The organism is Janthinobacterium sp. GW460-12-1-14-LB5 (assembly GCF_059423585.1).
Genome location: NZ_JBWKYD010000004.1, coordinates 227,955 through 240,835, shown reverse-complemented (window position 1 = coordinate 240,835; position 12,881 = coordinate 227,955). Strand labels below are relative to the sequence as shown.

Sequence of the window (12,881 nt, the reverse complement as noted above, 5' to 3'; positions counted from 1 at the left end):
ATTTTTTCAATGCTTGACGAACTTCAAGGTCATGCGGTCGCTCTCGCCGATGGCCGTGTACTTGTCGCGTTCCACGTCCTTGTTGGCGTAGGTGGGCGGCAGGGCCCAGACGCCGCCCTGGTGGTCGGCCTTGTCCTTCGGATTGGCGTTGATCTCCGATTTGGCCTCCAGCTTGAAGCCTGCGCCTTCGGCCAGCTTGATCACGTACGCTTCGTGCATGTAGCCGCTGCTGGCCGTGGCATCCTGCACTTTGCTGGCGGGCAGGCGGTGCTCGACGACGCCGAACACGCCGCCCGGTTTCAGGCTGTCATACACTTGCTTGAACAGGATTTGCATGCCTTCGTCGCCGATGGGTATCCAGTTGTGGATATTGCGGAAGGTAAGCACCATGTCGGCCGTGCCCTTGGGCGCGATGCGGTAGGTGGTGGGCGGGGCGAAGGCGCCGATTTCCACCTTGCCGAAAGCGGCCGGATTGGCGTCGAGTTTTTGCTGGAAGCGCGCCGCGCCACGGCGTGCGCCTTCGCTGGCGGACTGCGGGTCGTTGCCGGCCGCGATCAGCTTGCCATGCTCGCGCAGGTAGGGCGCGAGGATCTCCGTGTACCAGCCGCCGCCCGGCGCCAGTTCCACCACCGTCATGCTCGGCTTGATGCCGAAGAACGTCAGCGTTTCATACGGGTGGCGGGCGCCATCGCGCGTGACGTTGGCCGGCGTGCGCGCACTGCCGGCAATGGCTGCCTTCAGGGCCGCATCGCCCGTGTTGGCTGCCAGCGCCGCGCCGCTGCCGCCGCAGGCCAGCATGACCGTCAGGGCCGCGGCCAGGGATACTCGCTTCATCATCATATGCTCCATGCGTGATTGGATCGGTTGGTGAATTGGTGGCGATCGCCATCAATGCCGATCATCGGGCAAGCACGCCGGACGGTCAAGCGGATTCCGTGCTCCAGGCGGCGGCATACGCAGGCAGGTCGCTGGTGTTGAGTGCATCGGCGATGGCCGCGCCACGGCCGTGCGTAAACGGCAGTTCGCCCGTCCAGACTGCGTGCGCCATGTCGTCCGCGTCGTCGAGCGGGCCGCCCTTGCGCTGCTTGACGGCGCATTCCTCGAGCGCGATGCGCAGCACGGTGGTGGCCGCGTATTCCTTGGCGCTGCCGCCGCGCACGTGCGCCAGGCGTCCCGGCGCCAGCTTGTCCATCAGCGCATCCATGGCCGCATGCTGCTGGCCGATCTCGCTTACTTTTTCAAACTGCCCGTACACCATCGCCGAACGGTAGTTCATCGTGTGGTTGAAGGCCGAGCGCGCCAGCACCAGAGCATCGAGATGGGTCACCGTCACGCAGACGTCGCTATCCTGCAGGCGCTTGAGCATGCGGCTGCCGTTCGAGCCATGGATGTACAGGTGGCCGTCAATGCGCCAGCAGGCGGTCGGGATGCAATGGCTGCCCTTGTCGTCGTGGAAGGCGATATGGCACAGGTAGGCGGCATCGAGGATGGCGTGCACGGTGGCTTGCTCGTAGCTGGCCAGTTCGGCGACGCGGCGCACGCGGGTACGGGGGCTGGGAGGCAGGGCGGTAGCGGTCATGGCGGAAGTCCGGTTGGTTGAAGAAGCAGGCCGCACTATAATCGGCATCTGGCCCTGAAAAAAGATCCAGACCTGATGAATAATTTGGAGCCACAAAGGAGGCGCATGGATTTTGCTTTGCTGCTGGGCGCGTTCGAGCGCACGCACCGCGAGCGGGGCTGGCCGCGCCAGCGCCTGTTGCATGAATGCCTGCGCGCGGCGATCCGCGGCGGCCAGCTGGCGCCCGGCACGCGGCTGGCCGCCACGCGCGTACTGGCGGCCGAACTGGGCGTGGCGCGCAATACCGTGTTGTACGCCTACGAGCAGCTGGCCAGCGAAGGGTTTGTTTTGCCGGACCGGCGCGGCACCGTCGTCGCTGGCAGCGCTGGTGCGGCGTTGGCGCCGCCGACCGAAGGTAACGAGGATGGCCTGTCGCGCCGCGCCCGGCATTTGCGCGGGGTGGGGGGGCAGGATGTGAATGCGGCGCTGGTGTTTCCCGCTGACGCCATGGGGGCGTTCGCGCCCGGCGTGCCGGCGCTCGATGAATTTCCGCTGGCGCAGTGGCGGCGCATGCTGGACCGCGCGTGGCGCGCGCTGACGCCGCGCCAGCTCAATTATGGCGACCCTGCCGGCGAGCCGCAGCTGCGCATGGCCATCGCCGATCATTTGCGCGCCGCGCGCGGTGTCGTCTGCGAGGCGGGTCAGGTGTTCATCACGGACGGCACGCAAAGCAGTCTCGATGTCTGCCTGCGCGCCTTTGCCGACCAGGGCGATACTTTGTGGATCGAGCATCCCGGCTATGGCGGCGCGCTGGCGGCGGGCCGTGGCGCCGGCTTGCAGGTGACGGGCATCGCCGTCGACATGGAAGGCATCGCGCCGACGGATCAAGACTGGCGCGATACGCCGCCGCGCCTGATCTATACTACGCCGTCGCACCAGTATCCGACGGGCAGCGTGCTCAGTCCCGCGCGCCGCATGGCGCTGCTCGAACACGCGCGCGCGGCGGGTGCCCTGATCATCGAAGACGATTACGACAGCGAATTTCGCCATGGCGGGCCGCCCCTGGCTGCCATGCAGGGACTGGTGGCCGACGCGCCCGTCGTGTATCTGGGCACCTTTAGCAAGACCATGTTTCCCGCCTTGCGCATCGCCTTTATCGTCGTGCCGGCGGCGCTGGCCAGGGCCTTCGCGCAGATGCAGGCACAGGGCGCCGCACGGGGGCGCGTGGCCGAACAGCTGGCGCTGGCCGAGTTCCTGCGCAGCGGCCTGTTTGCGCGCCACGTGCGCCGCATGCGCAGGCTGTATCGGCAGCGCCGCGACGCCTTGAGCGAGGCCTTGCAGCGCCATGCGTGCGCGGGCGCGTCCATCCATGGCGGCACGGCCGGCATGCACCTGGCGCTGCGTTTTCACGATAGCGCATGGGATGACCTGGCGCTGAGCCGCCGCGCCGCGCAGGACGGCATCGTGGCGCTGGCGCTGTCGGCGCACGGCACGGGGGACGGGGCGGGCTGGAACGGTTTCCTGCTCGGTTATGCGCAGGTGCCGGCCGAGAACATGGATGGCCTGGCGCGCCGCCTGGGCGCGCTGCTCGCCCAATCTGGCGCGCCAGGGCAGGCAAAGCGGACACAATAGGGTCTTTGCCAACCCGATCAGAAGACTGCCCATGATACTGAGCTGGAAAGCCCCGATTTATTACAATGACAAACTCACCGGTTCCTACGACAAGGAACGTGGGTCGTATGAGACGGCTGGTTCGAACTTCGACTACCTGCACCTGCTGCAGGGGGCGCCTTTCCCGCCCGGCATGGACAAGCCACCCGTGCATTTTGTCTGTCCGAGGGAACGGCTACTGAAATATGACTGCCTGTGGCTGCCCGGCGAGGTGCCGCTGGCCTCGGCCCGCCTGGCCGAGTTTCTCGCCGGCGCCGCCGGCCAGGACGTGGAATTGCTCGCCCCCGCCTGCATCATGGCGGGCGGTGAAGCGGTGGAGCAGCCGTTTTACATCGTGAATGCGACGCAACACGTCCAGGCGGTGGATCTCGCGCGTTCAGTCGCGGAAAAGGATGACAAGGGCAACATCATCTACTTCACGAGCAGGTTTTTCCGCGACGATGCAATGGCGCCCAGGCAGATCGCCAGGGATGCGCAATCGGGCGACCTGTTGATTTCCAGCCAGCTCGCTGGCCTGATGACGGCCGCGCGCTTCAAGGGCGACAGGAAGCTGGGATTTTATCGCGCCGAAGGAAGATGGGAAGAGGTTCCTGAATGAGATCGCACGGGCGCCGCGCCTGATGGGGTTTAATGTTGGTCCTGCATCCACTGCTTCAAGCCGTTGACCCAGTTCTTGGCGGGCAGGTTGAACTGTTTCTTGATGGTAGCGGCGCGTTCATATAAATCGCTGAAGTCGAGCGATGGCGATTTTTTGAAGGCCAGCACGACGATGTTTTCATCTTCCATTTCCGGCACCCAGACGACGGCGTCGAACACCAGTTCCATCGCCTGCAAATTCTTGTCGTAGTTGGGGAAGTCGCCGAAGACGTTCGTGCACATGATGCCGTCGTCCGTCAGGCAGTCATAGCAAGCCTGGTAGAACTCGGGCGTGTCGAGCACGGGGCCGCGCGCATCCTCGTCGTACAGGTCCACTTGCAGCGCATCGACCGTGCCGTGGTTGGCGGGGTCGAGCACGAAGTCGAGCGCATTCATTTCGCGCACGTCCAGGTGCGCGTCGTTCGGCGGCAGCGCGAATTGGGCGCCGCAGATGGCGATTACGTTCGGATTGAGTTCGATGGCCGTGACCGTGGCGTCGGGAAAGCGGCGGTAGCTGAATTTGGTCAGCGCGGCACTGCCCAGGCCCAGTTGCACGATGCGTTTTGGCTGCGTCTTGAACAGCATCCACATCATCATCATCTGCACGTATTCGAGTTCGATGGCATCGGGTTTATCCAGGCGCATGGCGCCTTGCACCCACTTGGTACCCAGGTGCAGGTAGCGGATGCCGCGGTGCTCGGTGGTGGTGGCTGGCGGGTGTCCAGGGTGGCTGAAAGCGGTGTGGCTGGTGGAGGTAAAGTCGGTCGTCATGGCGGCAGTTTAGCAGCCAGCTGAAAAAAAGACGCCGCAGCGTCTTTTGGGAGGGGAGCTCAAGATTGCTTGCGGCGTCGCGCCAGGAAGCCCAGTACGCCCAGGCCAGCCAGCAGCATGCCATACGTTTCCGGTTCGGGAACCGGGGCCAGGTTCAGGTTGAAGGTGCCGCCATAGCTGCCGCCATTGCTGCTGCCCATGACAGTGAGAACCATGGGACCGTTGAACAGCAGACTGGTTTGCGCCAGTATTTCGCCCTGGGCATAGCCAAAGACGGTGGGGCCGCCAAAGCCCGTCAGGGCGATGCCGTTCAGGTTGGCTCCGCTGAAGTTGATGGCGGAAGCGTCGCTGCCCGTGACCGACAGGTTGGCCAGGAAGGCTTGCGCGGTCGAGCCGAAAGTCGCATCGGGTGTGAAGGTGAAGGTATCGGTAAAGTCGCCGAGCGGATTGGGCGTGGCGTTGAAGCCGCCCGTCCACAGGTTGCCGGTGGTGTTGGTCAGGTCCACGTTGTACGCTGTTGCCTGCGCTACGCCGATGGAAGCCGCGCTCAAGAGTGCTACTGCGATGAGTGATTTCAGTTTCATGTTTATCCCCGCGAAAAAACGATTAATGTTTCAAAAAAACCGTACCGCTCAGATAAATTATCGCCAGGATATTTCATTGTCAATGAGCTATTTTTATATCATTGTGCAAACTTAAATAGCTTATTTCTAACACACGGGCATAGTGCTCGTGATATTGCAATATTAAAAACTCTAATTATCAATATAATACCGAAAAATAATTGCGCAGTATGTGATGGAAAAATCGTTGCGCCAGTAACTAATTTCTGTCCAGCAAGGGAAGAATCAGTGTCACCGCCAGGCCGCCACCCTCGCGGTTGGCCAGCGTGATGCGTCCCCCATGCGCTTCGGCGATTTCGCGCGCCAGGGCCAGGCCCAGTCCCGTGCCGCTGCGCTTGGTGGAATAAAACGGCACCAGCGCGTTTTCCAGCACGGCGCCGCTCATGCCCGGACCTCGGTCGCGCACTTCGATGCGCAACTGCCCTTGTGCCTGGCTGAGGTGCAGGCCGATATGTTCCTCCCGCGAGCCTGATTCCAGCGCATTCTTGAGCAGGTTCAGCAGCGCCTGCTGCATTTGCGCCGCATCGAACACGGCCGCCTGCGCGGGCGGCGGGCCGTCGAGCGTGAAGGCCGCTTGCGAGGCCAGGCTGTCGAGGAAGGGTTGCCATTCGCATGGCGCCAGGCGCGGCGTGGGCAGCTTGGCAAAGCGCGCATAGCCGAGGATGAAAGTTTCCAGATGGCGCGTGCGCTCTTCGATGGTGGCGAGGATTTGCGGCAGGCGTTCCGTCTGGCCGCGGCGCACCAGCTCGGCGCCGGAATGGGCCAGCGAGGCCAGTGGCGCCAGCGAGTTGTTGAGCTCATGACTGATGACGCGGATGACTTTTTTCCAGGTCTGCACTTCCTGGCGCCGCAGCTCCAGCGTCAGCTGGCGCAGCAGCAGCAGCTCATGCTTGCGCCCGTTCAGGCTGAAGCTGCGCCGCGCCAGGTGATACACCTCTTCCTGTTCCCCTTCGCCGCTGGTAAACAGGCCGTCGTTGCGGCGCGCGAGCGCTTCGGCCAGGGCCGGCGCGGCCTGCTGCACGATGTCGGCCAGATGATGCCCTTCGAGTCGGCGTCCGTGGTGCAGCAGCTGGCGCGCGGCCAGATTGGCGTAGACGATGGCGCTGCCCTCGGCCACCAGCAGCATGGCCACCGGCGTGTTTTGCACCATGGTGTCGAGCAGCAGTTCGCGCTGCACCAGGTCCAGGCGTTGCTTGCGCAGCACGTCGCCGAGCGCATTGTGGGCCGCCACCAGGTCGGCCAGTTCATCGTTCTGCGGCCAGCGCAGGCTGAAGCCGAAGTCGCCGTCCTGGTAGCTGGCGACCGTGCCGCTCAAGGCGCGAAACAGCGACAGCATCGATTGCAACTGCGCGCGGATGGTAATGACGGCCACCGGCAGCACGCACAGCAGGGTAGCCGCCAGCACCAGCAGCGGCTGGCCTGGCAAAAAATGCGCGAGCAGCAGGGCGATGACGATGCCCAGCACCAGCAAGGTGACGATCAGCGCCGTCCAGCGCGTGAGCAGGGAGAGGCGCATGCGACGGTAGGCCATCAGCCGCGCGCAATGCCCAGGCGCTCCATGCGCCGGTACAGTGCCTGGCGCGACAGCCCCAGTTCCTGCGCCGCCTGCGCCACCACGCCCTGCGCGCGCGCCAGGGCGGCGGTGACGCTGTCGCGGTCCGGTTCCGTGCCGGCGCCATCCTGTAGCGTGCGCGGCGCCGTCGCCAGCGGCAAGCCGAGTTCCTCCGCGCGGATCACCTTACCTGCCGCCAGCAGGCTGGCGCGCTGCATGACGTTTTTCAGTTCGCGCACATTGCCTGGCCAGCCGTGCGCCAGCAAGGTAGCCTGGGCCTGGGCGTCCAGCGTGTTTTCGCTGCCCAGGAAGTGGCGCGCCAGCACCAGGATGTCGGCCGGGCGCTGGGCCAGCGGCGGCAGGCGCAGTTCGATCACGTTCAGGCGGTAGAACAGGTCTTCGCGAAACGTGCCGGCCTTGATCATCGCGGGCAGGTCGGCGTTGCTGGCGCTGATGACGCGCACTTTCACTTGCCGCTCGCGGTTCGAACCGAGGCGCTCGAAGCGTCCCGTTTCCAGCACGCGCAGCAGTTTCATTTGTCCGGCCAGCGGCAGGTTGCCGATCTCGTCGAGGAACAAGGTGCCGCCATCGGCCGCGTCGAACTTGCCGTCGCGCGCACGGGTGATGCCGGTGTAGGCGCCCGCCTCGGCGCCGAACAGTTCCGCTTCGATCAGCTCCACGGGAACGGCGCCGCAATTGAGCACCACGAAGGGACCGCCGGCAACCTGGGAATTGGCTTGCACGATGGCGGCGATGCGCTCCTTGCCGCTGCCGTTCGGCCCTGAAATGAGCACGGGCACGTCGGCCCGCGCCACCTGGCACGCCAGGTGCACGACTCGTTCCGTGGCCGGGTCTTGCCACACCATGCCGCGCAAGTCGAAATCGTGTTCCAGGACGTGGCGCTGGCGCTGTTCTGCCACCACGCGCTGGCGCAGCGCGCGGTTGGCCTGCCCCAGTTCCAGCAGGTTCTGCACGGAAGCGATCAGGCGCCGGTCATCCCATGGCTTGGCCAGGTAGTCGGCCGCGCCGGACTTGATCAGGTCGACCGCCGCGTCGAGCTGGGTCCATGCCGTCAGCAGGATCACGGGCAGGTCCGGGTAGCGCGCGCGGATGGCATGGAACAGCGCGCCGCCTTCCTCGCCCGAGGTGGTGTCGGCCGTGAAGTTCATGTCCTGCACCACCAGGTCGATGGCGTGGCGCTCGAGCAGGCGCAGGCCTTCCTCGGGCGAGGCGGCGCGCACGGCGTCGATTTCGTGCAGGGAGAACAGCACGTCGAGCGCGATGGCCACGGCGGCATTGTCGTCAATAATCAGTACGGTAGGCATGCGCGCAGCATATCACTCAGGTGCCGGCTCAGGTACTGCGGGTGGCAGTGGCGGGCGAAATACTGGCCGCGCGCCATGCCGGGCCGTACACGGCGCCCGCGCCCAGCAGCCAGAACACGAGCGCACCGGCCAGCAGATACGCGGGCGGCAGGCGCGCCATTTCCAGCTGGCTTACCAGCAGCTGGTTCAAGCCCAGTGCCAGCAGCACGCCGCACGCCACGCCGACGCTGGTGATCATGAAATTCTCCGTCAAAAAATAGCGCAGGATGTCGATGCGGCGGGCGCCCAGCGCGCGCCGCACGCCGATCTGCTTCCTGCGCTGCGTCACCCACAGGCTGGCAATGCCGACGATGCCGCTGGCCGTCACCAGCAGCAGCAGGGTCGAGACGCTGATCAGCATCCAGGACAGGCCCTGGTCGGCCCGGTAGCGCGCCTTGCGATGCTGTTCCAGGGTGTCGGTGGTTACCAGCAGCCGGTCCGTGCTGGAAGTGCGGATGGCCTGTTCCGCCTCCTGCATCAGGCGGTCACGCTGGCCAGGTTCTGCCCGCACGGCGTACATCAGCAGGCCGCGCCCGCCCGTCAGGCGCGCCGGCAGCAGGGCCGAGTATTCGCCGCGCGGCTTGGTTTGCGCTCCCTGGGTCTGCAGCCGCTCGACGATGCCCACCACGCGCAGTTCCGGGTCGTCCGAGCCGGTGCCCTGGTACAGCGTCTTGCCAACAAAGCTGGCCTCGCCGGGCCAGATCTTTTGCGCCGCCGCCCGCGTCAGTATCAGCACCTTGGGAGAACTTTCATCGACGTCTTCGTTGATCTCGGGCACCTCGTCGGGCCGAAAATCGCGCCCTTCGACCAATTGCAAGCCATACGTTCTGATCAGCGAATCAGGACTGACATAGGTGGACACTTCGGCGCTGGCCGAGGCCTGGCTGCGCTTGGCCGACATGCTGGTGATGTGACCGGAGCGTGACAGCACCGCTTGAGACGTTTGCGCCACCGACATCACGCCCGGCATTGCGCGCAGAAGAGCCGCCTGGCGCTTCTGTTCGGCCAGCTGGCGCTCATGGCTGCCTCGGTTGAGGTTCTGGATATTGACGTAAAAAACGTCGCTTTCAGCTGCCACGCCGCTGGGCCGCGCGGCGACGGCCTGGCGTACGTTGACGATATACAGGGCGTTGGCCAGGATGGCCAGGCTGATCGCGACCTGCACCGCCACCAGGATGGCGCCGGTTTTGCTGCGCATCAGCGCCGACAGGATGGGACGGATTTCCATGCTGGACCTCATGTTGGTGAAAAGGGTTTCATTGGGATTTGAGCTGGATCGCCGGTGTTACCTGGCAGGCGCGCCAGGTGGGCAGCAGACCGGCGAGCAGGGCGGCCAGCACCGACATCGAAAACGTCAGCAGCAGCATCGGTATGTCCATGTGCGCGACGGTGCCCAGGTCTTCCGATTGCTTGCTGACCACGGCCAGCGCGCCAAACGCCAACAGCAAGCCCAGCACGCCGCCGGCCAGACCGATCACCGTGGTCTCGATCAGGAACTGGCTGAAGATGTCGCGCCGGGTGGCACCCAGCGCGCGGCGGATACCCACCTCACTGGCACGCACTGAGAATTTTGCCAGCAAGAGACCGATGGTATTGACCAGGCACAGCAGCAAAAAGCCGAACGCCAGCCAGGCCGCCAGCTTGTTGTCGTTGTCGACTACCTGCAAAAAGCTCATCCATTCGTTCAGGTCGTACAGGCGGTTCGGGGCGTTGCGTTTCATGCGTCCCAGCTTGCGCTGCTCGCCCGCATAGGCATCCAGGTACTGCTGCAACTGGCCACGCTCGCCGCTGCTGGCCATTTCGAACCAGAACTGCAGCCAGGTGCAGCCCGAAGCGAGCCTGCCCTGGTAGCCGGGTGCGTTATTGTCGCCGTTGCAGCTCATGCCGCCATCGTGCTCGGTTTCGTGGCGGATGGCGCTGGCAAACGGGATGAAGAATTCATCCTCCGGGCCGAATGCGCCCTTGCTGCCGATGATGTGATGGGCGCGTGGCACCACATCCCAGGTGGCCAGCACGCCCGTCACCATGTAGGGCCGGCCAAGCACCGTCACGCGCTGGCCGACCGGATTGGTGCTGCCGACCAGCTTTTCGGACAGCGCGCGGCTCAGCACGATCACGTCGGCGCCGCTGGCGTCGTCGGCTTCGCTCCATGGCTGGCCGTACAGGAACGGCGGCTCGAACATGGCAAAGAAGTCGCGCGTGGGCGCCATACCCTGCGCATTGAAGACGCCGATATCCTTACGCAATGGTTCGACCGGGCCGGCCACGCCGTACATGACGGTGCGGCGCACGCCGATTTTGCTGCGCATGAAATTGCGCGCGTCGATATAGCTTATCTGCGACTGCGAAAAGTTGGGCTTATCACCGGGGACATAGCCTTTCAAGGGCAGGATGTCGATTATCGGCACGAACAGGCGGTCGCTCTTGTGCGGCAGCGGATCGCCCGACATGGCGTGCAGGATGGTGACGGTGGACACGCTGGCGGCCACGCCGACGGCCAGGGTCAGCACCATCAGCGCGGTCAGGGCGCGGTTGCGGCGCAGGCTGCGCAGGCCCAGCGTGAAATAGTAGCGGAACATGGTCTCTCCTTACGCGGTCACGGCGTGCTGCGGCCTGGCCGACAGCGAGGCGCGGTGCTGCACCAGGTCCGACACCTGGCCGTCGATGATGTGCACATTGCGCTGGCTGCGCAGCGCCAGTTCCGGATCGTGCGTGACCATTAGGATGGTGGTGCCTTGCGCATTGATGTCTTCCAGCAGCTCCATCACGCCGCGCGCCATCTGCGTGTCCAGGTTGCCAGTCGGTTCATCGGCCAGCAGCAGCTTGGGGGATCCTGCCAGCGCGCGTGCGATCGCCACGCGCTGCTGCTGGCCGCCCGACAATTCAGCCGGATAGTGTTTCATGCGGGAGGCCAGGCCCACCTTGGCCAGCGCCTCCTCAATGCGCTCCTTGCGTTCGGCGCGGTTGAAACCCCGGTAGCGCAGCGGCACGTCGACATTGTCGAACAGCGACAGGTCGGGGATCAGATTAAAACCCTGGAAGATGAAGCCCAGCTTTTCATTGCGCAGGCGCGAGCGGGCATTGTCGTCCATGCCCCTGACGTTGACGCCGTCGAGGATGTATTCGCCGTCGGTGAATTCCTCGAGCAGGCCGGCGATGTTCAGAAAGCTCGTCTTGCCCGAGCCCGACGGCCCCGTGACGGTGACGAATTCACCTTGTTGCACATGGATGTCGAAGCCGCGCAGCGCGTGGGTTTCGATCATGTGGGTGCGGTAGACTTTGCTCAGGTTTTGCATGCGCAGCATGGGGGCCTCTCAGGATATAAGTTGAATGATGTGTCAGTTGAGCGAGACGCGGGCGGCGCTCTCGAAGTTTTCCGTGCCGGCGACGACCACCTTGTCGCCCAGCTTCAAGCCGTCCAGGATTTCCACGGCCGAGACGCTGGTCGCGCCCAGCTTGATCGGCGTGCGCATCGCCACGCCATCGCGCACGACGTAGGCGAAACGGCCGCCTTCGGCTTCGACGAAGGAGCCGCGCACCAGCATCAGCACATTCGGTTTTTCATCGATCAGCAGGCGCGCCGCCACGCGCTGGTTTTGGCGCAGGCCGGGCGGCTGTTCGCCGTTGAAGCGCACGCGCGCCAGGACCTGGTTTTTCACCACTTCCGGCGACAGCGCCGAGAGTTTTCCCGTTGCCTTGATGGCGCCAGTTTCGATTTCCGCACTCATGCCCAGGCCGATGTCGGCCACATACGTTTCCGGTACCTCGAGTTCGACTTCCAGCTGCGACAGGTCGACCAGGGTCATCAGCGCCGTATTGGCTTGCACCACGCTGCGGTTGGCTACCGACAGGGTGCCGATGAAGCCGTTGACGGGCGCGCGCACGGTCAGCTCGTCGACCCTGCGCTGGGCGTTGTCGCGGACGAGGCGCTGGCGTTCCAGTTCGTTGACCTTGGTCTTGAGCGCCAGGGTCACGTCTTCGCTTTCCAGGCCCGCCGCCTGCGACGCGTGCTTGCTGCGGATATCGGCGGAATTCAAGGCATCCTTCGCCTTCTGGTAATCGATCTTGGCGATGATGCCCACCTGCGCCACGCTCTCATAGCGCTCGAGCGTGCGCTGGGCGGACAGGCGCTCGATTTCCGCCGTGTCGGCTTCACGCCGCGCCAGCAGCTTCTGCTTCTTGGCCAGGATCTGCTGGCGCGCCACTTCCGCTTCCAGCTGCTGCACGCTCGATTGTTCGCGCTTGAGGGCGTCGGACAGGTCAGGGGACTCCAGCACGGCCAGGATGTCGCCCTTTTTCACCGTGTCGCCCGCCTTCGCTTTCAGCGTGACGGTGGCCACCGTGGTCGAGTACAGGGTGGGGCTGATCGAGGCGAGGACGCGGCCGGTGACGGCCGCCGTGGCCGCGTCGCGGATCAGGGTGCCGCGCGTGACGTCGGCGATGCGCAGGCGGCTGCTGTTGACGGAATGCTCGCTGTTGCGCCAGCCGGCAACGACCGCGACGGCGGCGCCGATGACGATGACGGCGCCGGCCAGCAGCAGGGCGCGTCGCTTGTGGCGCTGGCCCGGAGGGGCGGACAGTACGGCGTCTTGGGAGGAGGTATCGCGGATCATGGTCGGGTCTCGTGAAGGGTGACTTTTCTAATGCACGATCCATGCCAGTAATTAAGTCGTTGATTTGAATGGGGAAAAATTCTGGCGTCCGGC

The 12,881-nt window shown here is 64.7% G+C and carries 12 protein-coding genes; 2 read left to right on the top strand and 10 right to left on the bottom strand.

The genetic code is table 11. From position 1 onward, the window contains the following. Positions 1 to 6: 6 nt before the first annotated feature. Positions 7 to 834, bottom strand: coding sequence for a class I SAM-dependent methyltransferase (locus AC07X6_RS05765; protein WP_494790351.1), 828 nt, complete (start codon positions 832 to 834; stop codon positions 7 to 9). A gap of 88 nt (positions 835 to 922) precedes the next feature. Next, complete coding sequence (locus AC07X6_RS05760; RefSeq protein WP_494790350.1) at positions 923 to 1,579, bottom strand: pyridoxamine 5'-phosphate oxidase family protein; 657 nt, start codon at positions 1,577 to 1,579, stop codon at positions 923 to 925. 105 nt (positions 1,580 to 1,684) lie between these two features. Between AC07X6_RS05760 and pdxR the strand changes: the two genes are divergently transcribed. Continuing rightward, positions 1,685 to 3,190, top strand: a complete 1,506-nt coding sequence (gene pdxR / locus AC07X6_RS05755) for a MocR-like pyridoxine biosynthesis transcription factor PdxR (protein WP_494790349.1) — start codon at positions 1,685 to 1,687, stop codon at positions 3,188 to 3,190. Then, on the top strand, positions 3,117 to 3,827 hold the full coding sequence (locus AC07X6_RS05750) for a hypothetical protein (RefSeq protein ID WP_494790369.1): 711 nt from the start codon (positions 3,117 to 3,119) through the stop codon (positions 3,825 to 3,827). The genes pdxR and AC07X6_RS05750 overlap by 74 nt, the downstream gene beginning before the upstream one ends. A 29-nt stretch (positions 3,828 to 3,856) precedes the next feature. On the opposite strand, the gene AC07X6_RS05745 is transcribed toward AC07X6_RS05750, so the two are convergent. From AC07X6_RS05745 to AC07X6_RS05710, 8 genes are all read right to left on the bottom strand, one after another. Beyond that, positions 3,857 to 4,636, bottom strand: coding sequence for a spermine/spermidine synthase domain-containing protein (locus AC07X6_RS05745; RefSeq protein ID WP_494790348.1), 780 nt, complete (start codon positions 4,634 to 4,636; stop codon positions 3,857 to 3,859). Positions 4,637 to 4,695: 59 nt separating this feature from the next. Then, on the bottom strand, positions 4,696 to 5,220 hold the full coding sequence (locus AC07X6_RS05740) for an FxDxF family PEP-CTERM protein (protein WP_230542331.1): 525 nt from the start codon (positions 5,218 to 5,220) through the stop codon (positions 4,696 to 4,698). Positions 5,221 to 5,458: 238 nt separating this feature from the next. Next, positions 5,459 to 6,775 carry a sensor histidine kinase gene (locus AC07X6_RS05735; protein WP_494790347.1) on the bottom strand — a complete coding sequence of 439 codons (1,317 nt, stop codon included), beginning with the start codon at positions 6,773 to 6,775 and terminating at the stop codon, positions 5,459 to 5,461. Positions 6,776 to 6,789: 14 nt separating this feature from the next. Next, positions 6,790 to 8,136, bottom strand: a complete 1,347-nt coding sequence (locus AC07X6_RS05730; RefSeq protein WP_474294225.1) for a sigma-54-dependent transcriptional regulator — start codon at positions 8,134 to 8,136, stop codon at positions 6,790 to 6,792. Positions 8,137 to 8,164: 28 nt separating this feature from the next. Beyond that, entirely contained in the window at positions 8,165 to 9,403 is a 1,239-nt protein-coding gene (locus AC07X6_RS05725; RefSeq protein WP_494790346.1) for an ABC transporter permease, read from the bottom strand. Positions 9,404 to 9,431: 28 nt separating this feature from the next. Next, entirely contained in the window at positions 9,432 to 10,754 is a 1,323-nt protein-coding gene (locus tag AC07X6_RS05720; RefSeq protein WP_230542327.1) for an ABC transporter permease, read from the bottom strand. Between the two features lie 9 nt (positions 10,755 to 10,763). Beyond that, the gene (locus AC07X6_RS05715) at positions 10,764 to 11,480 is read right to left on the bottom strand and encodes an ABC transporter ATP-binding protein (protein WP_474294232.1); all 717 of its coding nucleotides are present in this window, start codon (positions 11,478 to 11,480) and stop codon (positions 10,764 to 10,766) included. A gap of 33 nt (positions 11,481 to 11,513) precedes the next feature. After that, positions 11,514 to 12,788, bottom strand: a complete 1,275-nt coding sequence (locus AC07X6_RS05710) for an efflux RND transporter periplasmic adaptor subunit (RefSeq protein WP_494790345.1) — start codon at positions 12,786 to 12,788, stop codon at positions 11,514 to 11,516. Positions 12,789 to 12,881 lie beyond the last annotated feature (93 nt).